At 31.0% G+C, this 22,754-nt stretch carries 23 protein-coding genes; 18 read left to right on the top strand and 5 right to left on the bottom strand.

Annotated features, from left to right (window positions below; genetic code table 11):
* Positions 1 to 30 precede the first annotated feature (30 nt).
* The 11 genes from FBF21_RS05640 to FBF21_RS05590 all read left to right on the top strand — a co-directional run bounded on the left by FBF21_RS05640 (position 31) and on the right by FBF21_RS05590 (position 8,921).
* Positions 31 to 732, top strand: coding sequence for an NAD-dependent deacetylase (locus FBF21_RS05640; RefSeq protein ID WP_002803435.1), 702 nt, complete (start codon positions 31 to 33; stop codon positions 730 to 732).
* Positions 725 to 1,324 (top strand): LysE family translocator, encoded by a 600-nt coding sequence (locus FBF21_RS05635; RefSeq protein ID WP_002867173.1) that lies wholly within the window; start codon positions 725 to 727, stop codon positions 1,322 to 1,324. Before FBF21_RS05640 ends, FBF21_RS05635 begins: the two co-directional genes overlap by 8 nt.
* 4 nt (positions 1,325 to 1,328) lie before the next feature.
* A complete protein-coding gene (dapE, locus tag FBF21_RS05630; RefSeq protein ID WP_002859168.1) occupies positions 1,329 to 2,426 on the top strand; it encodes a succinyl-diaminopimelate desuccinylase in 1,098 nt (365 codons plus the stop codon).
* A 9-nt stretch (positions 2,427 to 2,435) separates the two neighbouring features.
* Positions 2,436 to 2,627, top strand: a complete 192-nt coding sequence (thiS, locus tag FBF21_RS05625; RefSeq protein ID WP_002858367.1) for a sulfur carrier protein ThiS — start codon at positions 2,436 to 2,438, stop codon at positions 2,625 to 2,627.
* Complete coding sequence (gene thiF, locus FBF21_RS05620; protein WP_002859169.1) at positions 2,624 to 3,427, top strand: thiamine biosynthesis protein ThiF; 804 nt, start codon at positions 2,624 to 2,626, stop codon at positions 3,425 to 3,427. The genes thiS and thiF overlap by 4 nt, the downstream gene beginning before the upstream one ends.
* A 2-nt stretch (positions 3,428 to 3,429) precedes the next feature.
* A complete protein-coding gene (locus FBF21_RS05615; RefSeq protein WP_011049875.1) occupies positions 3,430 to 4,206 on the top strand; it encodes a thiazole synthase in 777 nt (258 codons plus the stop codon).
* A gap of 2 nt (positions 4,207 to 4,208) precedes the next feature.
* Positions 4,209 to 5,354, top strand: a complete 1,146-nt coding sequence (thiH, locus tag FBF21_RS05610; protein ID WP_002867170.1) for a 2-iminoacetate synthase ThiH — start codon at positions 4,209 to 4,211, stop codon at positions 5,352 to 5,354.
* Positions 5,344 to 5,949 carry a thiamine phosphate synthase gene (locus FBF21_RS05605; protein ID WP_002852949.1) on the top strand — a complete coding sequence of 202 codons (606 nt, stop codon included), beginning with the start codon at positions 5,344 to 5,346 and terminating at the stop codon, positions 5,947 to 5,949. Before thiH ends, FBF21_RS05605 begins: the two co-directional genes overlap by 11 nt.
* The gene (locus FBF21_RS05600) at positions 5,946 to 6,836 is read left to right on the top strand and encodes an AraC family transcriptional regulator (RefSeq protein ID WP_002852985.1); all 891 of its coding nucleotides are present in this window, start codon (positions 5,946 to 5,948) and stop codon (positions 6,834 to 6,836) included. The genes FBF21_RS05605 and FBF21_RS05600 overlap by 4 nt, the downstream gene beginning before the upstream one ends.
* Before the next feature lie 62 nt (positions 6,837 to 6,898).
* Positions 6,899 to 7,750, top strand: coding sequence for an ATP-binding protein (locus tag FBF21_RS05595; protein WP_002852987.1), 852 nt, complete (start codon positions 6,899 to 6,901; stop codon positions 7,748 to 7,750).
* A 7-nt stretch (positions 7,751 to 7,757) separates the two neighbouring features.
* Positions 7,758 to 8,921 (top strand): CynX/NimT family MFS transporter, encoded by a 1,164-nt coding sequence (locus tag FBF21_RS05590; protein ID WP_052796715.1) that lies wholly within the window; start codon positions 7,758 to 7,760, stop codon positions 8,919 to 8,921.
* Here the strand turns inward: FBF21_RS05590 and murG are convergent.
* Both murG and ftsW read right to left on the bottom strand, forming a co-directional pair.
* Positions 8,892 to 9,920 (bottom strand): undecaprenyldiphospho-muramoylpentapeptide beta-N-acetylglucosaminyltransferase, encoded by a 1,029-nt coding sequence (gene murG, locus FBF21_RS05585; protein ID WP_011049873.1) that lies wholly within the window; start codon positions 9,918 to 9,920, stop codon positions 8,892 to 8,894. The genes FBF21_RS05590 and murG overlap by 30 nt on opposite strands.
* Positions 9,917 to 11,080: a putative lipid II flippase FtsW gene (ftsW, locus tag FBF21_RS05580; protein WP_002867168.1), complete on the bottom strand. Its 1,164-nt coding sequence runs from the start codon at positions 11,078 to 11,080 to the stop codon at positions 9,917 to 9,919. Before ftsW ends, murG begins: the two co-directional genes overlap by 4 nt.
* A 139-nt stretch (positions 11,081 to 11,219) precedes the next feature.
* Here ftsW and FBF21_RS05575 point away from each other — a divergent pair, with 139 nt between their 5' ends.
* Genes FBF21_RS05575 through FBF21_RS05560 form a run of 4 tightly spaced genes read left to right on the top strand, consistent with a single transcriptional unit; the run spans position 11,220 to position 14,446 of the window.
* Positions 11,220 to 12,665 (top strand): acetyl-CoA carboxylase subunit A, encoded by a 1,446-nt coding sequence (locus FBF21_RS05575; protein WP_002856595.1) that lies wholly within the window; start codon positions 11,220 to 11,222, stop codon positions 12,663 to 12,665.
* Positions 12,666 to 12,668: 3 nt separating this feature from the next.
* Positions 12,669 to 12,920: a hypothetical protein gene (locus FBF21_RS05570; protein WP_002853000.1), complete on the top strand. Its 252-nt coding sequence runs from the start codon at positions 12,669 to 12,671 to the stop codon at positions 12,918 to 12,920.
* Complete coding sequence (locus FBF21_RS05565; protein ID WP_002853863.1) at positions 12,920 to 13,639, top strand: arginyltransferase; 720 nt, start codon at positions 12,920 to 12,922, stop codon at positions 13,637 to 13,639. The genes FBF21_RS05570 and FBF21_RS05565 overlap by 1 nt, the downstream gene beginning before the upstream one ends.
* Complete coding sequence (locus FBF21_RS05560; protein ID WP_002867167.1) at positions 13,640 to 14,446, top strand: adenylosuccinate lyase; 807 nt, start codon at positions 13,640 to 13,642, stop codon at positions 14,444 to 14,446.
* A 23-nt stretch (positions 14,447 to 14,469) separates the two neighbouring features.
* Here FBF21_RS05560 and cmeF read toward each other — a convergent pair whose 3' ends face one another.
* From cmeF to cmeD, 3 genes are read right to left on the bottom strand one after another with little or no spacing between them, the layout of a single operon-like run.
* Complete coding sequence (gene cmeF, locus FBF21_RS05555; protein ID WP_038401396.1) at positions 14,470 to 17,487, bottom strand: multidrug efflux RND transporter permease subunit CmeF; 3,018 nt, start codon at positions 17,485 to 17,487, stop codon at positions 14,470 to 14,472.
* Between the two features lie 2 nt (positions 17,488 to 17,489).
* Positions 17,490 to 18,230, bottom strand: a complete 741-nt coding sequence (gene cmeE / locus FBF21_RS05550) for a multidrug efflux RND transporter periplasmic adaptor subunit CmeE (RefSeq protein WP_002797145.1) — start codon at positions 18,228 to 18,230, stop codon at positions 17,490 to 17,492.
* Positions 18,227 to 19,501, bottom strand: a complete 1,275-nt coding sequence (gene cmeD, locus FBF21_RS05545; protein WP_002852947.1) for a multidrug efflux RND transporter outer membrane subunit CmeD — start codon at positions 19,499 to 19,501, stop codon at positions 18,227 to 18,229. Before cmeD ends, cmeE begins: the two co-directional genes overlap by 4 nt.
* Positions 19,502 to 19,627: 126 nt before the next feature.
* Here cmeD and lepA point away from each other — a divergent pair, with 126 nt between their 5' ends.
* The 3 genes from lepA to FBF21_RS05530 all read left to right on the top strand — a co-directional run bounded on the left by lepA (position 19,628) and on the right by FBF21_RS05530 (position 22,717).
* Positions 19,628 to 21,424, top strand: a complete 1,797-nt coding sequence (gene lepA, locus FBF21_RS05540; RefSeq protein WP_002868661.1) for a translation elongation factor 4 — start codon at positions 19,628 to 19,630, stop codon at positions 21,422 to 21,424.
* Positions 21,425 to 21,500: 76 nt separating this feature from the next.
* Positions 21,501 to 22,145 carry an outer membrane lipoprotein MapA gene (mapA, locus tag FBF21_RS05535; protein ID WP_002852941.1) on the top strand — a complete coding sequence of 215 codons (645 nt, stop codon included), beginning with the start codon at positions 21,501 to 21,503 and terminating at the stop codon, positions 22,143 to 22,145.
* Positions 22,142 to 22,717 (top strand): ComF family protein, encoded by a 576-nt coding sequence (locus FBF21_RS05530; protein ID WP_002853564.1) that lies wholly within the window; start codon positions 22,142 to 22,144, stop codon positions 22,715 to 22,717. Before mapA ends, FBF21_RS05530 begins: the two co-directional genes overlap by 4 nt.
* The last annotated feature ends 37 nt before the right edge of the window (positions 22,718 to 22,754 follow it).

The raw sequence follows: 22,754 nt of genomic DNA, 5'->3' as shown, positions 1-22,754 counted from the left end.
TAAACTTTGTAAATTTTATAAGGTTTAGCTATGAAAAACATTATGATATTAAGCGGAGCGGGTTTGTCTGCTCCAAGTGGGCTTAAAACTTTTAGAGATAATGATGGACTTTGGGAAGAATACGATGTGATGGAGGTTTGCTCTGCAACAGGTTTTAGAAAAAATCCTAAAAAAGTACTTGATTTTTACGATGCAAGAAGGGCACAACTTCAAAATGTAAAGCCAAATCATGCTCATGAAAAAATCGCACAGTTAAAAGAAAAATGGGGTAAAAACCTTTTTGTCATCACGCAAAATGTAGATGATTTGCTAGAGCGTGCAGGGTGTAAAGATGTAGTACATTTGCATGGCTTTTTGCCTGAACTTCGCTGCTTAAAATGCGAAGGAATTTTTAATATAGGTTATGAAAAAATCACAGATAAACAATGCCCAAAATGCAAAAGCAAGGATTTAAGACACAATATAGTCATGTTTGAAGAGCAAGCCCCTGCTTATGCTACGCTTTATTCTTTGCTAAATCAAACTTCGCTTTTTATCAGCGTAGGCACAAGTGGGGCGGTTTTGCCTGTAGGGCGTTATGCTTCAATGTGCGAAAAAAGTATTTTAAATATCTACGAAAAAGATGCGAATTTAGAGTGGTATTTTGATAAAATCTATATAGAAGATATTATAAGCGCTATTGATAAAATCGCACTTGATATAGAAAATTTTATGAAAGATGGTAATGTTTGATTCTTTTTTAAGTGGAGTTTTTTTGGGTTTTGGAGTGAGTGTGCCTTTTGGGCCTGTAAATATTTTGATTTTAACTTATGCGCTAAAAGCTTTTAAAAATTCCATAGCTGTAGGACTTGGAGCATTTAGCATAGATATGCTTTATCTTTTTTTGCTTCAATTTGGGCTTTTAAATTTTTTAGGTAATGTTATTTTTATGCGTTCTTTGGCGATTTTTGGTTTTTGTTTTTTAACTTATATGGCGTATTTGATGCTAAGAAAAAAGAAAGAAAGCTTAAATTTAGAGCATAAAGAATTTAAAGAAAGTCTTTTGAAAAGTTATATTAAGGGAGCTTTTTTAAATGGTTCAAATCCTTTTGTGATAGGATTTTGGCTTAGCGCTGCAAGTGTGGTTTTAAGTAGTGATCATGCTTATTTGATGACTTTAGGGCTTGTTGTGGCTATACTTTTTTGGGTAAGTGCTTTAGCCTTTGTGGTGGCAAGATATAGTCATGTTTTTAGTGCAAAAGTTGTTTTTATAATCAATATAATTTCAGCTATAATTATAGAGTATTTTGCTCTTAATTTATTATATAAAACTTTTATAGGATAAAAAAATGAATGCAAAAGAATTTTTAATCGAACTTTTAAAATTTAAATCTGTTACGCCAAATGATGATGGAGCTTTAAATTTCATCGCTATGGAACTGAGTGATTTTGAAGCTTTTTTTATAGAAAAAGAAGGCATTAAAAACCTTTTACTCACTAAAAAATTTAAAGATGAAGGCGAGCATTTAGCTTTTGGTGGGCATGTAGATGTGGTGCCTGCAGGTGAGGGTTGGAGTAGCGATGCTTTTGTGCCTATGGAAAAAGAAGGCTTTATCTATGCAAGGGGTGCTCAAGATATGAAAAGCGGAGTAGCAGCCTTTGTAGATGCGGTAAAGAATGCGGATTTTAAAGGAGCTAGACTTAGCCTTATTTTAACAAGTGATGAAGAAGGCGAAGCTATATATGGAACTAAGGCTGTTTTAGAATGGATGCAAGAAAGAGATATGCTACCTGATTATGCTGTGGTTGCCGAGCCAACCTGCGTTAAAAAAATCGGCGATAGTATTAAAATAGGGCGTCGTGGTTCTATCAATGGAAAACTTTTAATCCGTGGAAAACAAGGGCATGCGGCTTACCCTGAAAAATGTATCAATCCTGTGCATGATTTTGCGCCAGTTTTAAAGCTTTTAGCGGGTTTTGATCTTGATCCTGGAAGTGCTGAATTTAGTCCTTCAAAAATCGTTATAACTGATATTCGCGGAGGTATGGGGGTGTGTAATGTTACGCCAAATGATTTAAAACTTATGTTTAATGTTCGCAATTCCCCTGATACAAGCTTAGAAGATGTAAAAAGTTATGTAGAAAAAATTTGTCATGGTTTAAACTATGAGTTAGAGCTAAAACAATCAAGCGAAGCTTTTTTGACAAATATCGATAATAAAATCGTTCAAAAAATGAATGAAAGCGTTCAAAAAATCACCCATGAAGTGCCAGAGCTTAATACTAAAGGCGGCACAAGTGATGCAAGGTATTTTGCAAAATACGGTGTAAAGGTAGTGGAATTTGGGGTTTGTAATGATAGAATTCACGCTATTGATGAAAGAGTAAGTATAGAAGAATTTGAAAAACTTTGCCTTGTTTTTAAAGACTTGATAGAAAATTTTTAAAGGTTTAGAATGATTATCAATGGACAAAAGCTTGAGTTAAAAGAGCTTAAATTTATGGATTTTATCAAAGAAAAAGGTTTTAAAATCGAACTTATCGCCTTGGAATTAAATGGAGAGATTGTACCTAAGAGCGAATTTGAAAATTTGATTTTAAAAGAAAACGATAAAGCTGAAATTGTAAGTTTTGTAGGAGGTGGATGATGAGAGTAAAATTTAATGGCAAAGAACTTGATACAGACTTTAAAACAAGTTTGGAATTTTTTGAAAATATCAGCAAAAATGAAAATGATGTATGGATTATCAATGGTTTTGCAACAAAAGAGAATATCGCTTTAAACGAAGATGATGAGCTTTTTTGTATAGAAAGAAATACTTTACCTCCAAAAGATGCGCTAGACGCTATGATGAGAGCAAGACATACACCAAAGCTTCACGATAAACTTAAAAATGGGCGCGTGGCGGTGTGTGGTTTAGGCGGACTTGGATCACATATAGCGATAAATTTGGCAAGAAGTGGAGTGGGGTATTTAAAGTTGATTGATTTTGATGTGATTGAGCCTAGCAATTTGAATCGTCAAGCTTATCGTGTAAGTGATTTGGGTAAATTTAAAACCGAAGCTTTAAAAGAGCAAATTAGCGAAATTAATCCTTATATCAGCATTGAAATTTGCACTTTGAAAATCAATGAGGATAATTTAAAATCTTTGTTTAAAGATATAGATATAGTTTGTGAAGCCTTTGATAGTGCTATCGCAAAAGCAATGATGGCACAAAATTTTCATAGATTTTACAAAGATAGTATTTTAATCTGCGCTTCAGGGCTTGCGGGCTATGGTGATAGCAACAGCATACAAACAAGAAAAATTGCTAAAAATTTCTATGTGTGTGGGGATTTGGTAAATGGTGCTAAGCTAGGAAATGGACTTATGGCGCCAAGGGTAAATATTTGCGCAGGACATCAAAGTAACCTTGTTTTAGAACTTTTAGCAAATAAGGAGTAAAAATGCAAGAAAAATTAAAAAATGATAAATTAAAAATAGGCAAATACGAGTTTGATTCAAGATTTATTTTAGGTTCTGGAAAATATTCGCTAGAGCTTATAAAATCAGCTATAGAAGAAGCTAAAGCGCAGATCATCACTCTAGCCTTACGCCGTGCAAATACAGGGGAAATTGCTAATATACTTGATTATATCCCTAAAAATATCACACTTTTACCCAACACTTCAGGCGCAAGAAACGCCGAAGAAGCCTTACGCATTGCAAGGCTTTCAAGAGAGCTTGGTTGTGGAGAACTTATCAAGATAGAAGTGATAAGCGATAGTAGGTATTTATTGCCTGATAATTATGAAACGATTAAAGCTTGCGAGCTTTTAGCTAAAGAGGGTTTTACACCCTTACCTTACATGCATGCTGATCTTTACGCAGCTAGAGCTATGCGTGATGCTGGAGCTGCGGCTATCATGCCTTTAGCAGCGCCTATTGGGAGTAATAAAGGCTTATGTGCTAAGGAATTTATACAAATTTTGCTTAATGAAATTGATTTGCCTATTATTGTAGATGCGGGTATTGGAAGTCCTTCACAAGCTTGTGAAGCTATGCAAATGGGAGTAAGTGCGGTGATGGTAAATACAGCCATAGCTGAAGCAAAAGATATAGCCTTGATGGCTAGAGCTTTTTCTTTGGCGGTAAATGCAGGAAGAGCGGCTTTTTTAGCAGGTTTGGCAAGTGTGAGTGAAGCTAAAGCAAGTTCCCCATTAACAGGCTTTTTAAGGGATTGATTATGCAAGATTATATGCAGTATTTACCTCACATGCAGGAAATAAAAAGCGAAATTTTAAACAAGGTTTTAACTCAAGTTCAAAGCTATGATGAGAGTCAATTTAGCGCCAAGGATGTTAAAAATGCTTTAAATCAAACGCATTTAAGTATAGAGCATTTAAAAGCCTTGCTTTCAAGTGCAGCAGAAGATTTCATAGAAGAATTAGCCTTTAAATCCGCCAAAGTCAAGCAAAAATATTTTGGAAATTCTATCTCTCTTTTTACTCCGCTTTATTTGTCAAATTATTGTAATTCTAAATGTGTTTATTGTGGTTTTCAAAAAGGCAATAAAATCGCAAGAGCTAAGCTAAATGAAGCTGAAATTCACGAAGAAATGCAAGCCATTGCTAAAAGTGGTTTAGAAGAAATTTTAATGCTAACAGGTGAGGGTAGGGAGTTTGCAAGTGTAGAATATATAGCAAATGCTTGCAAGATTGCTAGAGAGTATTTTAAGGTTGTAGGTGTTGAAATTTATCCTATGAATGAAGATGAATATAAAATTTTGCATGAAAAGGGTTGTGATTATGTGACTGTTTTTCAAGAAACTTACAATCCTCTAAAATATTCTAAAATTCATTTAGCTGGTGAAAAACGCATTTTTCCTTATCGCTTTAATGCTCAAGAAAGAGCTTTAAAAGCGGGTATGCGTGGAGTGGCTTTTGCGGCACTTTTGGGTATAGATGATTTTAGAAAAGACGCTCTTGCTACGGCGCTTCATGCACATTTTTTACAACAAGCTTATTCGCATGCTGAAATTTCTATTTCAGTGCCGCGTTTAAGACCTATTATCAATAATGCCAAAATCCATCCTAAAGATGTAAGTGAAAAACGCCTTTTGCAAGTACTTTGTGCTTATAGGCTCTTTTTGCCTTTTGCGGGCATTACCATTTCAAGTCGTGAAAGAATAGGTTTTAGAGATGAGGTTATCAAGCTTGGTGCTACTAAAATGAGTGCAGGAGTGAGTGTGGGTATAGGTGAGCATAAGGGTGAGAAAAAGGGTGATGAGCAGTTTGAAATTTCAGATGATAGAAGCGTAGATGAAATTTTAGCTATGCTTAAAAGATCCAATTTACAAGCTGTGATGAGCGATAGTATCTATGTGGGATAAAAAAATCATCGCCATAAGCGATAGAAAATGTGTAGAAATAGACTTTTTAAAGCAGATTGAAAAACTTGCTAAGGCTAAGGTAGATGCTATAGTTTTAAGAGAAAAAGATTTAAGCGAATTTGAGTATTATGACTTAGCAAAAGAAGTTTTAAGCATTTGCGCAAAGCAAAAAGTGACTTGTTTTTTGCATTTTTTTGATAGGGAGTGTTTAAAATTGGGACATCGTTATTTTCACGCACCGCTTTCTTTGCTAAGAAAAGAACCTAAATTAACAAAATATTTTCATATACTTGGTACTTCAGTCCATAGCAAAGAAGAGCTTTTAGAGGCGATGAGCTATAAGGTAAATTATGCTTTTGTAGGGCATATTTTTGAAAGTTCTTGCAAGATGGGTTTAGAACCTAAAGGGATTGATTTTTTAAAATCCTTGCTTGAATTTAGTCAAATTCCACTTTATGCTATAGGCGGTATCAATGCTCAAAATATAGAAAATTTTAAAGATATAAATGTAGTAGGTGTTTGCATGCGTGAAATTTTAATGAAAGAAAAAGATCTTAAAAAGTATCTTTTAGAATGTAGGCAAAATTTACGATGAATAAAATTCTTTCTTTACCAGAAGATTTAAAGCAATTAAAAGGTGTCAATTATAAAAAAATTAAATCTTGCACTTTTGCTAAATATACACAAACGGATACTTCGCATTCTACTTTTGTTAATGTAGGAAGTCATCTTTTAACTTTTGTTCGCAAAGGATATAAAATTTTACACACTGCATCAAAAGATTATAAGATTAACTCTTATGAAACTTTGTTTTTAAAAGCTGGGAGCTATACTTTAAGCAATGTAGGACTTAGTAAAGGAGTTTATGAAGCTTATTTATTTTTTTTTGACAATGCATTTTTAATTGAGCTTATTTATAAGTATAAAGATTTTTTTAAACTAGATCAAAAGTTTCAAAACTATGAAATTTTTTGGGTAAAAAATGATAAGATTTTGCAAGGAATTTTGGAAAGTTTTTCACCGCATTTTGAAGAAAATACGCAAATTTTAGATCCTATAGTGAGTTTGAAATTTGAAGAGATTTTTTTACATTTGCTTTTAAATAAGAATATTTATTTTATTAGTTTTTTATCAGGAATTTTAAAAGAATTTCGCCTTGATCTTTCCCAGCTTTTTGAGTATTGTGGTAGAGAATTTTTAAGCGTAAATGAAATGTCTAATTTTGCGAAATTAGATTTAGCAACTTTTTCTAAAGAATTTAAGAAATGTTTTGGACAAAGTCCTAAAAAATGGTTAGATGAAAAAAGGTTGCAAAAAGCAAAGATTTTACTTAAATTTTCTAAAAAAAATATCAATGAAATAGCTAATGAGTGCGCTTTTTCTTCGGTAGCTTGGTTTATTGAAAGATTTAAAGAGAAATATGAGCAAACTCCTAAGCAATATCAAAAAACAAAAAACTTGTATTTTTTATCAAAAAACTAGCACATTTTTTTTATCTAAATAAATATAATTCAATGAAAATATTTTTAAATAAAGGAGAAAATATGAAAAAATATGTTTTAAGTTTAGCGCTTCTTGGAAGTTTGCTTGGTGCAAGTGAATTAAAATATCAAGAATTTGATGGTTTTAAAAGCCCTGAAAGTATTTTTGTAGATAAAAACTATGTTTATGTATCTAATGTAGGAGAAAAACTTGAACCTTTGGCGAAAGATAATGATGGATTTATTTCTAAGCTTGATAAAAATGGCAAAGTGCTAGAATATAAATTTTTAACCCATCTTAATGCACCAAAAGGCATGATGGAGATTGGAAAAACTCTTTATGTGGTAGATATCGATGTTTTACGCGGTTTTGATCTTAAAACTAAAAAAGAAATTTTTAATTTACCTATTAAAGGTGCAATCTTTTTAAATGACATAGAAAAATTAGACGACAATACGCTTTTGGTTAGCGATACTGGCACAGGGCTTATTTTAAAGGTTGATTTAAAAACTAAGCAATATGATGAATTATTAAAACTTGATTTAGCAAAATTTGGCGGTCCAAATGGGTTATATCTAGATAGAAAAAAACATAAGCTTTTTATAACTGGTTATCATCCTGATGGTGTAAGTGGCGGTGTTGTAATGGCTTATGATTTAAATACAAAAGAACTCAGTATAATTAAAAATGAAAAAGAATCTTATGATGGAATAGTTCCTTATAAAGATGGTTTATTGGTAAGTTCTTGGGGAAATAATCTAAATGGATATATTTATAATTTAGATAATGTTAAATCTGTAAAACTTGAACTTCCTTTGATGAAAGGTCCTGCAGATATATTTATTGAAGGTAATATTTTATGGATTCCTAAGATGGCAGAAGGTAAAATATTCAAAGTAGAACTTAACAAATAAGGCTTTTATGGCTTCTTTTAAAAAGATATTTTGGATTAATGTTATTATTGTTATTATTGTAGCTTTTAATCTTAGAGCCCCAATTACTGCAGTGGGGCCTATTATTGATATTATTAAAGATAAGTATTATTTAAACTCAACCGTAGCAGGCATACTTACAAGTCTTCCTTTGATAGCTTTTGGAAGTATTTCTTTTATTATGGGGTATTTTTCTCCTATTCGTGCTATTGTTTTTGGAATTTTTTTAATTTTTTTAGGCGAAATTATTCGTTCTTATTTTGGTGTATATGGCTTATTTTTAGGAATGTTAGCAATGGGCTGTGGTATAGCAATTGCAAATGTTTTACTTCCTAGTTTTATTAAAGAAAAATTTCCAAAAAAAATGGCAAGTATAATGGGAATTTATAGTCTTGTTTTGAGTATTTCTTCGATTATGGGTATTGCTTTAGCTATACCTTTGCTTAGTGTATTTGATTTAGCTGGAGCTATGTTTTTCTGGGCTATTTTTTCTTTTGTAGCTTTAGTAGTTTACTATCCTCAAGCTAAAAATGGTAGATTTTTTCGTATTAAGAAAAAAGCTCATAAAAAAATCAATCTTTTTATAAATTTAACAACTTGGAAAATTACTCTTTTTATGGGATTTCAAAGTTTTTTAGCTTATTCTTTGTTTTTTTGGTATGTTCAAATTGTTGTAGAAAAAGGATTTGATAAAGAATTTTCTACAAGTATGGTTTTATTTGCTCAACTTGTTGCAGCTCCAGTGTCTCTTTTTGGCCCTTTACTTTTAGGAAAATTAAGACAAAATTTACATACTTTTTACATAGCAGGTTTGTGCAGTATGTATGTGATCGCTTTTGGTATGCTCTTTATTTTTGATAGTAAAATTTCTATTATTATCAGTGCTTTTATCATGGGTTTTCCATGGGGTGGAGTTTTTGGCATTGCGTTGCTTTTTATTGCACAAAAAAGCTCTAATGCTAAAATAGCAGCGAGACTTTCTGCTTTAGCTCAGGGTTTTGGATATTTAATTGCAGCACAAGGACAATGGATTATAGGTTTTTTGCATGACAAATTTGAAAATTTTTCATTTGCTATTTTGATGTTAGTTTTTGTTGGAATTTTAGTAAATATCTTTGGATATTTATCTTATAAAAGTCAAATTATCAAATAAAGCTTTTTGGATTAGCATATCTGCGCCATTTTTTTGGGTTATATTTTGCAATCTTGTAGAAATATTTTCTAGATTTAGTTTTAATATTGACTTAAAAAATTCATCAAGATTAATAGAGTTTTGCATAAAAATTTGACATAAAGCTTGATCTTGTAAAAATTTAGCATTAAAGTATTGATGATTTTTAGCTGCATAAGGATAAGGTATAAAAATAGCGGGCAAAGTATTAGCACAAAGTTCAAAAAGAGTACTTGCACCTGCTCTTGATATAGCTAGATCTGCATTTTTCATTTTTTCTTCCAAATTTAAACTAAAATCAAAAATATCAGCTTGGATATTTAAGCTTTGATAATGTTTTTTGCACTTTTCAAAATCATTTTTTCCACATTGATGGATGATTTTGATATTTTGTTCTTGAAGTTTTGGTGCTAAATTTAAAGCTAGTTCGTTGATAAATTGAGCTCCTTGTGATCCTCCTAAGAAAATAATATTTTTTAATTCTTTGCGAATCCTAGCATTATCAAAAAATTTATCTGCTACAGGATAAGGGCTAATTTCTTTTTCAAAGGCGCTAAAAAATTTTGTAGCGAAAGGTTTTAAAAGCATATTTAAAGAGCCGCTTTTTGAATTTTGTTCATGTATAAAAAGAGGCAAATGTGAGAATAAAGCCGCAAAAGATGCAGGAGCTGCACTGTATCCACCTACACTAAAAACGGCTTGGATGTGGTATTTTTTAAAAATTTCTCTACAATCTTTGGAGAGTTTTAAGGTGTGGAGTAAAGAACTGATTTTGTCAAATTTGCTTTGATTAACCACTCCTTTAGAGCTTAAAAAAAATTTTTCCTTAAAGCGTACTTCATTTTCAAACCAAGCTTTATCTTGACCATTTTGACTGCCTATGTATACACATTCTATATTTTTTTTAATCGCACTTTCTAATAAGCAACGCACTATGGCCAAATGTCCTCCAGTTCCACCACCTGTTAAAGCTATTGTCATAATTTAACCTTTTTTGAAATCATTAATACATATCCTATGCCTATGCAAATTGCCCACATTGAACTTCCTCCATAGCTTAAAAGTGGAACCGCTACACCTTTTAGTGGAGTAAGAGAAATAATACCAAAAGCATTCATAAAGAAAGAAAAAAGTAAAAGTAAGGCTATGCCTGAACAAAAAATAAAATCTTGTTTAGCTTCACATCTTCCTGCAATTCTAAAAATTCTTAAAATCATCCAAAGATAAATATAGCAAATAACCCCAAGACCTAAAAGTCCTATTTCTTCAGTAATTCCTGAAAGAACAAAGTCAGTATGCACTTCACTTAAAAAGCCTAATTTAAAAGTTCCAAGTCCTAGGCCTTCGCCAAACATTCCTCCATGGGCTATAGCATTTAAAGAGTGTGAAATTTGATAAGGCTCGCTGTTGCTACTTACTCTTAAAGCATTTGCCAGCCAATCAGGAAGCATAGGTAAAAAAGCATCTTGTATATTCCCCCACCAAGAAGCGATTCTTTGAATTCTTCTTTGGTTACTAAAAATTACCATTATACCTATCATCATAATGATTAAAGTTCCAAAAGCAAAAAGTCTTTTACTAGCTCCTGCAAAAAAAGCTAAAGCTAGAATCAAAAAGAAAGAAATTACACTTTGTCCTAAATCGTTTTGAGTGATATAAATATATCCTATAACTATAGAAGCTAAGATACAATAAGGCAGAAGAATTAAAGCCTCGTGTCTGATAGCTTTTTTACTATCATCAATACGCCTTGTATAGCTCCATGCTAAAAAATAAATCAATCCTATTTTAAAAAATTCCACAGGAGAGATAGAGAGTGGGCCTAAGCGTATCCAGCGTTTAGCTCCTCCGCTAGCTGTTGCTAATGCAGAAGGTAAAAATGGCAAAATGATGATAAAGATAAAAGAAATAATCAAAATAGCTAAAATAATTTTTTTAGAAAGTGCTTTATCAGAATCCAATCGAGAAATAAAAAACATTATAAGTATGCCACTAATTCCAAAAAAAAGCTGACGAATAAAAAAATGAAACTCGCTATAGTCAAGAAAAAGAACAGTAAAAGCTGTAAGAGAGTATGAAAATACTATTCCTATGGTGATTAAAATACAACTTAAATAAAATAATCTTTTATCAGCAACCATTATAATTATAACTTTTCTTTATTGGAATTAAAATTTTAAAAAGTTTTATTATAACTAAAATAAATTAAATTTTTTGCTAAGTTTTTGTAAGGAAAATTTGCTAAAATTAACAATAAAAATATAACAAAAAAGGCAAATTATGAATCAAATCCATAAAATTCTCATAGCAAATAGAGCTGAAATAGCTGTTAGAGTAATCCGTGCTTGTAGAGATTTACATATTAAAAGTGTTGCAGTTTTTACAGAGCCTGATCGTGAATGTTTGCATGTAAAAATCGCAGATGAGGCTTATCGCATAGGAACGGATGCTATAAGAGGATATTTAGATGTTGCTCGTATTGTCGAGATTGCTAAGGCTTGTGGTGCTGATGCGATCCATCCTGGTTATGGATTTTTAAGTGAGAATTACGAATTTGCTAAGGCTTGTGAAGATGCTGGAATTATTTTTATAGGTCCAAAATCTGAAGTAATCCATAAGATGGGAAATAAAAATATCGCTCGTAAGTTAATGGCTAAAAATGGCATACCTATTGTTCCAGGGACTGAAAAATTAAATTCCTATAGCATGGAAGAAATTAAAATTTTTGCTGAGAAGATTGGTTATCCTGTTATTTTAAAAGCTTCAGGTGGTGGAGGTGGACGCGGAATTCGCGTTGTTCATAAAGAACAAGATCTTGAAAATGCTTTTGAATCTTGCAAAAGAGAAGCTTTAACATACTTTAATAATGATGAAGTATTTATGGAAAAATATGTAGTTAATCCCAGACATATAGAATTTCAAATTTTAGGAGATAACTACGGAAATATTATCCATCTTTGTGAAAGGGATTGTTCTATTCAAAGAAGACATCAAAAGGTAATTGAGATAGCACCTTGCCCTGGAATTTCAGATAATCTTAGAAAAACCATGGGTGTTACAGCTGTGGCAGCTGCTAAGGCTGTAGGTTATACAAATGCTGGAACTATAGAGTTTTTGCTTGATGATTATAATCGCTTTTATTTTATGGAAATGAATACAAGAATTCAAGTTGAGCATCCAATTACTGAAGAAATTACAGGTATTGATCTTATTGTAAGACAAATTCGTATTGCAGCAGGAGAAATTTTGGACTTAGAACAAAGCGATATTAAACCTAGGGGTTTTGCTATTGAAGCTAGAATTACTGCTGAAAATGTATGGAAAAATTTTATTCCAAGTCCTGGAAAAATAGGAGAATACTACCCAGCTCTTGGACCATCTGTTAGGGTTGATAGTCATATTTATAAAGACTATACTGTGCCGCCTTATTATGATTCCATGCTTGCAAAGCTTATTATTAAAGCAACAAGTTATGATTTAGCGGTTAATAAACTTGAGCGTGCTTTGAAGGAATTTGTGATTGATGATATTAGAACAACAATACCATTTTTAATTGCCATTACAAAAACAAGAGAATTTAGAAGGGGGTATTTAGACACCTCTTTCATAGAAACACATATGCAAGAATTATTAGAAAAAACAGAAGATCGTCATCAAGAAAATAAAGAAGAAGTTATAGCTGCAATAGCTGCTACGCTTAAAAAAATACGAGAAAGTAGGGAATAATAGATGGATTTTTTAGACAGTCTTAAAAGTATTAAAAAAGAAATGCAAGCTAACACCAATACTTCAAAATTAGCGAAGAAATCAAGCAAGAGTGGTGCAAGTGTAAAAAATTTAGAAAAACTAGCTAAAGATATTCGCGAAAAAAATCAAGAAACAAACATAGATAAGGAAATGCAAGAAATTTTCTTAAAGCAAGAAAAACTACAGGATGAATTTTCCGAATTTATCAAAAATACAGATATTAAGAAAATTTAATGCTTGAGATTGGTTTTTGTACTCTTGAAGATCAGTGTCCTTACTTAAAGGATAAACGTTCAAGAATAGAGTATAAATACATTGAAAATTGCCCTAAAGAAATCAATAATGAGCTAATAAAACGAGGTTGGCGTCGTTTTGGTAGGTATTTTTCACGCCCTATTTGTAAAGATTGTGATGAATGTTTAAGTCTTAGAATTTTAGTTAATGAATATAATTTTTCAAGAAGTGAAAGAAGGGTTGTAAATAAAAATATTAACACCAAAGTTATACTTAGAACACCCAATTTAAGCAATGAACATTTGTTTTTATATGATAAATACCATCGTTTTATGGAAGAAAAAAAGAACTGGAAGCGTTATGATTTAAGCTTTAAACAGTATTATAATCTTTATGTCGATGGTTTTATGAATTTTGGATATGAGCTTGCATTTTATATAGAAGATAAGCTCGTTTGTGTTGATTTGATTGATATTTTAGAGGATGGAATTTCAAGCATTTATTGTTTTTATGATCCTGATTTTTCGTATTTTTCTTTGGGTAAATTTTCTTTGCTCAATGAAATACAAATAGCTAAAAAAATGAACTTAGATTATATTTATCTTGGGTATTTTGTAAAAAAGTGTCAATCTTTATCTTATAAAGCCGATTATACACCCAATGAAATTTTAAAAGGCACTAAAGAGCTTTTTGAAAATGAGGTTTTATGGGAGAAATAGATGCAAATCGTGCAAACTTTAGAAACTATCAATGTTAATACAGATGATATTAGCGTATTTCAGTATTTTAAAGACTTGATTACCAAAAATTTCACAAAGGTCATAGGACGAAAAAATAAAATTTTTTCTTTTTTTGAAGAAAATGAAATTCCACAGCGCCGTTATTTCTTAAAAGTTTTAGATCAAAAATATCGTAAAAGCACAAATGAAGGTATAGAGAATTTACAAGATGCTTATTTTAAAACTTTTAGATTAATTTTTGAGCAAAATAATATGCTTAAGCCTATGTTGTTTATCAAGATTGATTTTGTTGCGGGTAGAATTTTGATGAAGTTAAGCTCTAATGAAAAATTATTTATTACTTATATAAGAAATTATTTTCAAGATCATAATATAGAATATAATGAAATGACAAATATTCTAATTTTAGAATATAAAAACGAGAATACCCTTGAACTTTTTGAAGCTTTTGCAGATGAGAGCGAGCATTTAAAATATTGCGTGAATTTTGAAGTTGACCGCGAAGAGTATAAAAAATTTCGCCAAAATATTCACAATAAAGAAAATATGAAATGGAAATTTAATGCTTTAGCTAAGCTTTTTAGTAATTATTTTAATACTTTAGAATGCACTCCGCAAAATGATCTTAGTGAAATCAGACAAAAATATTTGATTTTGGTAAAACTTTATCATCCTGATTTTCATCAAGGAAAAAGTGCAATAGAAAAAGCTTACGCAAGAGAACAGTTTGAAAAAATACAAATCGCCTATGATAACTTAAAAGCACTTTATAAGAATAATACTTAAAAAAATTAAATTAATCATTTTGGTTAATTTAATTTTTCTCTCTCATAAATTTTTCTTAATTTGCTATCTAGTTTAAAACAAAATTTAAAAAGTGCAGGTACTACGAGTAAGGTAAGCAAAGTCGAACTTATAAGTCCAAAGATAATGGCTATTGCCATAGGAGAATTAGCTTCATAGCCCGCACCCCTTGAAAGAGCAAGTGGGAGCATAGCAAAAATCATAGCAAAAGTTGTCATCAATATAGCCCTTAAGCGCGATTTTCCAGCGATTAAAAGAGCTTTATCGGGATCTAAACCTTCATGGCATTTTTTATTAGCTACATCTACGAGTAAAATAGCATTTTTCCCCACCATACCAAAAAGTAAGATGATGGCAATAAGTACAAAAAGTGAAAAATTATGCCCTGTGATAAAAAGCCCTATAGAAGCTCCGCCAAAGGCTAAAGGCATGGTTATCATGATGATTAAAGGCAGAATAAAACTTTCATAAAGTGCGGCTAAAACAAGATAAATTAAAACAAAAGCAAGTGCTACTGCCATAGCAAAACCTTGCACGGTTTCACCTAAAAGATTGATAAAGCCTGAAAAAGCATAGCTAAGACTTGGATTGTTATTTAAAATTTTATCCATATTATCTAGTAAAAGTTTTTGCACCGCTCCTAAGGAAAGATCATTCACTCCAGCTGTGATTTTCACAGAGCGGTTTTTATTGTAACGATTGATAGTTTTTAAATCTTTACTGTATATAAAATCCACCACGCTTGAAAGTTCTAAATTTATACCTTGGTTGTTTTTAATGCTAATGCGCTTTAAAGCTTCTATGTCTTTTTTAAATTCTGGAGCAAAACTTAGGATAATATCATCTTTTGAATTGCCTCTATCCATGCTTCCTACGCTAAGTTGCGAGAAAGAATACCCTAAAACCCCAGCGATATATTGAGGATTGACATCTAAAAGTTTGGCTTTTTCTTTGTTGATGTGTAAGGCTACTTCATCTTTTGTAGCATTAGCATTATCACTTATATCTACAATGCGTGCATTAGTGCCTAAAATTTCTTTTGCCTGAGAAGCAGCTTCTTTCAGAGTGTTTAAATCATCTCCTAAGATTAAAAATTGCACGGGATCATCAATGCCTGCACCCTCTATCTTTGGAAGTTCTAAAATTTTGATTTTTAAACTTTCATCTTGAAATTTTTGACGATATAAACTTACTATGGCACTTTGTCTTAAATTTCTTTCGTCTAAATTTTTAAGTTTAACATAAATTTTAGCCTTTGTAGCATCTTTGGCATCATCATAGCCTACAAGTAAAAAAGCGTATTTGACATTGCTATCATTTTTGATTTTTTCAAGCAAATTTAAACTTTTTTCTTTCATGGCTTCTAAACTTAAATCCTTTTTGCTTTCAAGCAAAACTTGAATTTCACTATCATCTTCCATAGGTAAAAAATCAAGCCCTATGCGAGTGGCTAAAGCAAAAGAAAGCCCTATAAAAACAAGAGTGGCTAGGATAAATTTTACTTTATTTTGTAAAATTTTATAGAGTAAATTTTCATACTTTTGCTCTATTTTTTCAAAAAAAGCTTCTGTTTTTTCATAAAACTTGCTTTCTTTTGGATTTAAAAATCTTGCCCCAATACTAGGTATTAAAAATACAGAAACCAAAAAGCTTATAACTATCCCACTTGCAACGCTTATGCCTAAGGCATTGAAAAAAAGCCCTGATATAGAGTTCATATAAGAAATAGGGATAAAAACACAAAGTAAAACTATACTTATGCTTAAAACGCTAAAACCTATTTCATTGATACCTAAAAAAGCAGCTTGTAAAGGCGGATAAGTTTTTAGTTTTTTAGCAATATTTTCAATCACTACTATAGCATCATCGATAAAAATTCCTATGCTTAAGGTTAAAGCTATAAAAGTTAAGCGGTTTAAATCATAGCCTAAAAGATCGATAATAAAAAAAGTTGAAATGATAGAAGTAGGTATAGCTATGCAAGCAATGAGAGTTGCACTTAAATTTCTTAAAAATAAAAACACGATAACAAGGGTTAGAAAAATCCCCAAAACCATATCAAAAATCACTTGAGAAAGGTGCTTGTGGATATTTAAGCTTTTATCATAAAGCATATTAATGCTTATATCTTTTGGAATTTGTTTTTCTAAAATAGGCAAGGCATTTTTGACATTTTTAATCATTTCAAGGGTGTTATAATTTGTGATTTTTCCGAGTTCTAAAAGCACCCCTTCTTTACCTTCGTATAAAGCACTTTGTTTTTCATCTTCATAAAGGCTTGAAATATTAGCAATATCACTTAAAAATACTCCTGTTTTTATGCGAAGATTGCTAAGTTCTTCTAAATTTGTGGCTTCAAAATAGCCTTTGATGATATAGTTATCTTGATTGTTGTTAAGTTCGCCTAGAGCTTGTTTAAAATTTTGACTTTTGATGATATTTGCTACATCAAGGGCGTTAAGATTGTATTTTCTAAGTTCGTTTGGTTTTAATTCTATGCGAATTTGGGGTTCTAAAAACCCCTTAGCTTCGATTTTACCTACTCCTTCAACTCTTTGCAAAAAAGGTTTTATTTTGTCATTGATTTCACGCATGAGTTGTAATTTATCTTTAGAATATAGAAAAAGTGAAATAGCAGAACCAGAATCTGAACTGATTTTTTCAATTTCAGGCTTAGAAGGTAGGCTTAAAGTTCCTATTTTATCACGCACATCATTGGCAGCTACTTCAAGATTTTTACCCAGTTTAAACTCGACTACACTTACACTAAAATTATCATATGCAGCTGAGGTTATGGTCTTTACTCCATCGATTTCACTTAAAGCATTTTCTATTTCTTTAGTGACTTTTGATTCTACGAAATTTAAATCCCCATTTATCTTGCTTGTGATTTTTATAAGAGGTATGGAAACATTAGGAAATAAATTTACACTCATGCTAAAAGCAGAGATTAGCCCAAAAATCATAAGAGCTAAGAAAAACATTAGCACGGTAATAGGTCGGTTTATAGCCAGTTTAAACATTTTTAATCTTTAGTGATGATTCTACCTTCACCAAAAAGCCCTGGTGTTAGATTTGTGGTTTGCACTTCAGCATAAATTTTTCTTGTTTTTACTTCTATACTTGGATAAATAAGGCTGATTTTTCCTTTCAATTCTGTACCATTTTGATCGATTTTATAAAAGAAATCATCGCCTAATCTAACTTTATCTTTATATTTTTCATCAAAACTTAAAATCAGTTTGCTTTGTGGATAGGAAAAAATTTCTATTAAAGGTTGAGCTACTCCTCCTACTCCTTCGCCCACTTGTATAAATTTGTTTGCGATAATAGCATCATAAGGTGCGCGTAATTCTTTTTTTGCCATGATATTTTTATAATAAGCTATATTGATTTTTGCTTTGTTTAAATTTAAATTAGCAGCATCAAACTTAGCTTTCATATCTTCATAGCTTTGTTTGTCTATAACATTTTCTACAGCTTTGATTTTTTGCATCCTACTTTTGGTATTTTCGTATTCTACAAGGGCAAGTTGATAAGAATTTTGAGCATTTTGAAGAGCTATTTTTTCACTTTCTTGATCAAGAGCAAGTAAAAGTTCTCCTTTGCTGACTTTTTGTCCAATTTCTACAGGAATTTTTTGAACCAAACCTATGCTTTCAAGGGCAAGTTTGCTTTGTTTTGATGCTTCTACATTGAAACTTGCGTAAATTTCTTCGCCAAAGGCGCAATTAAAAACAAGAAGTAAAAATAGAATTTTTTTCATTCTTTAACCTTTGAATTAAGATCTATACCCGCATTAAAATAATAATTTGCTTTAGTAATTTCAAATTCATTTTTAGCAAGCTCTAAATCGCTTTGTGCTTTAAATTTAACCTCTAAAGCTTGAAGATATTCTACATAAGAAACAAGTCCTGCTTGGTATTTTTTATCTACACTTTCAAAAGCTAAATTTGCAGCATTTAAGCTAAGATTAAGAGCTAAAATTTGTTCTTGTAAAACTTTTAAACTTTTGTCTAAATAATTTAATTCTTCTTTATTTTTTCTCTCGCTAAATCTTGCATTTGCATTGGCTATTTGAACATTTAAACGCTCTTTTTCAACTTCTTTCGCCCTTGCATTGAAATCAAAAATTTTCCATTCCATACCTAAAATAAATTGATTACCTTGAGAATATTTTTCTAAGAATTGATCCGCTAAATTTGCAAAAGGAGCTGGAACTTTTGGATTATAATTGTTTTTATAAAAGTTAAAATTATCTTGAATATAAAATTTTGGAAAATATTCAGCTTTTGCTAAATTTACACTTTCTTTAGCAAGATTGATTTGTTCTTTAGCTATCATTACTTCATAGTTTTGACTTTTTTCTTGTTGCGGATTTTCTAAAAAAGCATTCCCTTGCACTTTAAAATCTGTATCGCTTAAAATTTTAATCTCTTTTTGTATATTGGCAAGTTTTAATTCATTTTGACTGAGCTCTAATAAGCTTAAATGGTATTTAGCCTTAATGCTTTCAAGTTCATCTTTAGGGCTAAGTCCTGCGTCGTAAAATTTTTGCAATCTTTCAAAAGTTGATTTTAAAAAAGATACTTTTTGTTGATTGGCTAGTAAAATTTTTTCAAGACTTAAGGTGTTAAAATAAAGTGTGATTGCATTTAGGGCAAGGTAATTTTTATTTTGTTCTTTGTCTAAAAGGCTTAATTTTTCTCTGCTTTCTAAAGCTCTTAAATTAGCCTCTCTAGCACCCCCATCAAAAAGCAAAAAATTAAGAGAAACTTTAGCAAATAAACTTTCTTGTGGATCGATAATGAAGCGATCTTTATTGTTGGCTACATAAGCTGAGTTTAGACTAAGAGAGGGTAGGTAATTTCTAAAAGCTTGTTCTTTGTCTAAATTTGCTTGTTCGCTTTGCATTTGCTTAATGAGATAGGATTCATTATTTTGACTTAGTGCTATAAATTCGTGCAAATTAGAAGCTAACATTGCTAAGGGATAAAGAGCTAAAAATATAGCTGATTTTAAATATTTTTCAAACATTTTGATATTTTAATATGTTTTATATAAATTTCAATTGAAGTTTTTTATATAAAATAAAATTTATTTGTTTTAAACATAAATTTTGTTAAAATCCTAGCTTTAAAATTTTATATTTAGGATGAAATTTTGTCGGTAAAAAATATTAGAAATTTTTCTATTATAGCTCATATAGATCATGGAAAATCTACTCTTGCAGATAGGATTATTAGTGAGTGTGGTGCTATTAGCGATAGGCAGATGAGTTCACAAGTTATGGATACTATGGATATAGAAAAAGAGCGTGGTATCACCATAAAAGCACAATCAGTGCGTTTAAATTATAAATTTAATAATGAAAATTTTGTTTTAAATCTTATTGATACTCCTGGCCATGTGGATTTTTCTTATGAAGTGAGTCGTTCTTTGGCAAGTTGTGAAGGAGCTTTGCTTGTAGTAGATGCTTCTCAAGGTGTTGAAGCACAGACTATAGCTAATGTTTATATAGCGCTTGAAAATAATCTTGAAATCATTCCTGTGATTAATAAAATCGATTTACCTAATGCTGATGTTGAGAAAGTAAAGCATGAAATCGAGCATATTATAGGTATAGATTGCAAAGATGCAATTTGTGTGAGTGCAAAAACAGGAGTGGGTATAAAAGAGCTTATAGAAACAATTATTACTAAAATCCCTGCACCAAAAACAGATGATGAAGCTCCTACTAAGGCTTTAATTTATGATTCTTGGTTTGATAATTATTTGGGTGCTTTGGCTTTGGTTAGGATTTATGAAGGAAGTATTGCTAAAAACGATGAAGTTTTAGTCATGAGTACGGATAAAAAACATATAGTTCAAGATCTTTTTTATCCCCACCCTTTAAGTCCAATTAAAACTCAATCTTTACAATCAGGCGAAGTAGGTGTGGTGGTTTTAGGGCTTAAAACCGTAGGTGATGTACAAGTAGGCGATACCATCACTTTGGTAAAAAACAAAGCTAAAGAAGCCATAGGTGGTTTTGAAAAGGCTAAAGCTTTTGTATTTGCGGGACTTTATCCTATAGAAACGGATAAATTTGAAGATTTAAGAGATGCTTTGGATAAATTAAAGCTTAATGATAGTTCTATTACTTATGAGCCTGAAACTTCTTTGGCCTTAGGCTTTGGTTTTAGGGTAGGATTTTTAGGGCTTTTACATATGGAAGTTATCAAAGAAAGGCTTGAGAGAGAATTTAATCTTGATTTGATTGCTACAGCTCCAACTGTGACTTATGAAATTTATCAAACCGATGGAGAGTTTATTAAAATTCAAAATCCTAGCGAGCTTCCTCCTGTTAATAAAATCGATCATATAAAAGAGCCTTATGTTAAAGCTACTATCATTACTCCAAGTGAATTTTTAGGGAATTTAATCACTCTTTTAAATCGCAAAAGAGGAGTACAGGTTAAAATGGACTATATCACACCTGAGCGTGTTTTGCTAGAATATGATGTGCCTTTAAATGAGATTGTGATGGATTTTTATGATAAATTAAAGTCCTTAACAAAAGGTTATGCGAGTTTTGATTATGAGCCTATAGAATTTAGAGTAGGGGATTTGGTAAAACTTGATATTAAGGTAGCGGGTGAAAATGTTGATGCGCTAAGCATTATCGTGCCTAATGAAAAAGCGCAAAGTAAAGGAAGAGAACTTGTTAGTGCTATGAAAGAAATAGTTCCTAGACAGCTTTTTGAAGTGGCCATTCAAGCAAGTATTGGAAATAAAATCATCGCAAGAGAAACTGTTAAATCCATGGGTAAAAATGTGACAGCAAAATGTTATGGTGGGGATATTACTAGAAAAAGAAAGCTTTTAGAAAAGCAAAAAGAAGGTAAAAAAAGAATGAAAGCTATAGGTAAGGTAAATTTACCTCAAGAGGCTTTTTTGAGTGTTTTAAAGATAGATTGATGATAAATTTAAAACTTGGCTTGAAATTTGCTTGTATTTTTAATACAATTTTAAAATAATTTTCTAAGGAGAAAAAATGTTTAAAAAATTTTTGATTTTTATAGTGCCTATTTTATTTTTGAGTGCTTGTGCAACTAAACAAGATACTTTTGCTCAAGTTAATCAAATTTCTAAAAATTCTCAATGCAGTTCTTGTGAAAGTCCTGGTGGTTTTGAAGCAAAGATTAAAGGGCTTTTATACATTAGCGATGTTGGAATTCAATGTTGTGCCAATAAACGCACTTTAGACACTGGTATTGCTTTGAAAAAGGTTTATTTACATAGATTTTATGATTTAAAAGAAGGGCAAAAGGTTTTAAATGCTAAAGGGAAAAAGTTATTTGTTGATGTGAATTTTAATGCGGTATTTTATACTTATTTAAAACAAGAACTTGAAGCTAGAGGAATAGTTGTGCTTGACAATAACGATCAAAATTCACCTTATGTGAGTAAGATTGATTTAGAATTTATATCTTATGGAGCAACTCAAGATGCTATAGGATTACATTCAAAACTAGTAGGAGTTTTACAAGTTAGTGATATAAATAAAAATAAGAAATTTACAATCCGTACCAAGCAAGATGTACAAGGTTTTGATGATTTAAAAGAAACAACTTTTTATACTCATTTGTTAATAAAACAAATGGCAAATAAAGCAGCTAGTTTAATCTCTGAACTTTGAGGTGTATAAATTGCGGAGCTTTTGCTCTGCTTTGCTTTTGTGAATTATGCGAGCTAGAGCTTTCTGAATTTTCCTTAAATGTAAGAAAGCTTGATAATAATTTCAAAGTCTATTCTTTTTATAAATACCATGAAATACAACACTTGCTTCACTCTAAACATTATTTTTATGGTTATTTTGTTTATAAAATGCTTGCTAAATTAAGTTTTGCAAAATTTAAAGATTTTTTTGATCCTAGAATGACAATTAATGTTATAGCTTTAGATGATAAGGTTGAAGATATGCTTTATTCGCATTCTGCTATTTTAGCTAGATATCTTAAAACAAAATTTGTAAAACCTGTTTTTAATGTTTTAAAAGCACAAAATCATATTAAATATTCTGGAAAAAGTTTAGAATTTCGTCAAAAACATAAAAGAAATTACAAACTCTTAAAAACCATTCACGAACCTGTAATTTTAGTAGATGATATTGTAACGACTGGTTCTAGCCTTTTGGAAGCTAAAAAAGTTTTAGAAGAAAATAAAATTTCTGTACTTTTTGCTCTTGTTTTAGCTGATGCAAAAGTTTAATATGCTATAATCAAAACTTTGAACTAATAGAAGGATT

It is taken from the genome of Campylobacter sp. CFSAN093238, from assembly GCF_012898015.1.
In the GTDB taxonomy this organism is placed as follows: Bacteria; Campylobacterota; Campylobacteria; order Campylobacterales; family Campylobacteraceae; genus Campylobacter_D; species Campylobacter_D jejuni.
This window is presented reverse-complemented; position numbering and strand designations above follow the sequence as displayed.

Bases quoted from the DNA above. Each gene is read 5' to 3' on its own strand.
- thiH (WP_002867170.1), top strand. From the start codon at position 4,209: ATGCAAGATTATATGCAGTATTTACCTCACATGCAGGAAATAAAAAGC.
- FBF21_RS05565 (WP_002853863.1), top strand. From the start codon at position 12,920: ATGCTTGAGATTGGTTTTTGTACTCTTGAAGATCAGTGTCCTTACTTA.
- cmeD (WP_002852947.1), bottom strand. From the start codon at position 19,501: ATGTTTGAAAAATATTTAAAATCAGCTATATTTTTAGCTCTTTATCCC.
- thiF (WP_002859169.1), top strand. From the start codon at position 2,624: ATGATGAGAGTAAAATTTAATGGCAAAGAACTTGATACAGACTTTAAA.
- FBF21_RS05570 (WP_002853000.1), top strand. From the start codon at position 12,669: ATGGATTTTTTAGACAGTCTTAAAAGTATTAAAAAAGAAATGCAAGCT.
- ftsW (WP_002867168.1), bottom strand. From the start codon at position 11,080: ATGGTTGCTGATAAAAGATTATTTTATTTAAGTTGTATTTTAATCACC.
- FBF21_RS05595 (WP_002852987.1), top strand. From the start codon at position 6,899: ATGAAAAAATATGTTTTAAGTTTAGCGCTTCTTGGAAGTTTGCTTGGT.
- FBF21_RS05575 (WP_002856595.1), top strand. From the start codon at position 11,220: ATGAATCAAATCCATAAAATTCTCATAGCAAATAGAGCTGAAATAGCT.
- cmeF (WP_038401396.1), bottom strand. From the start codon at position 17,487: ATGTTTAAACTGGCTATAAACCGACCTATTACCGTGCTAATGTTTTTC.
- mapA (WP_002852941.1), top strand. From the start codon at position 21,501: ATGTTTAAAAAATTTTTGATTTTTATAGTGCCTATTTTATTTTTGAGT.
- FBF21_RS05560 (WP_002867167.1), top strand. From the start codon at position 13,640: ATGCAAATCGTGCAAACTTTAGAAACTATCAATGTTAATACAGATGAT.
- thiS (WP_002858367.1), top strand. From the start codon at position 2,436: ATGATTATCAATGGACAAAAGCTTGAGTTAAAAGAGCTTAAATTTATG.
- FBF21_RS05605 (WP_002852949.1), top strand. From the start codon at position 5,344: ATGTGGGATAAAAAAATCATCGCCATAAGCGATAGAAAATGTGTAGAA.
- FBF21_RS05600 (WP_002852985.1), top strand. From the start codon at position 5,946: ATGAATAAAATTCTTTCTTTACCAGAAGATTTAAAGCAATTAAAAGGT.
- FBF21_RS05635 (WP_002867173.1), top strand. From the start codon at position 725: ATGTTTGATTCTTTTTTAAGTGGAGTTTTTTTGGGTTTTGGAGTGAGT.
- murG (WP_011049873.1), bottom strand. From the start codon at position 9,920: ATGACAATAGCTTTAACAGGTGGTGGAACTGGAGGACATTTGGCCATA.
- FBF21_RS05615 (WP_011049875.1), top strand. From the start codon at position 3,430: ATGCAAGAAAAATTAAAAAATGATAAATTAAAAATAGGCAAATACGAG.
- FBF21_RS05640 (WP_002803435.1), top strand. From the start codon at position 31: ATGAAAAACATTATGATATTAAGCGGAGCGGGTTTGTCTGCTCCAAGT.
- dapE (WP_002859168.1), top strand. From the start codon at position 1,329: ATGAATGCAAAAGAATTTTTAATCGAACTTTTAAAATTTAAATCTGTT.
- FBF21_RS05590 (WP_052796715.1), top strand. From the start codon at position 7,758: ATGGCTTCTTTTAAAAAGATATTTTGGATTAATGTTATTATTGTTATT.
- cmeE (WP_002797145.1), bottom strand. From the start codon at position 18,230: ATGAAAAAAATTCTATTTTTACTTCTTGTTTTTAATTGCGCCTTTGGC.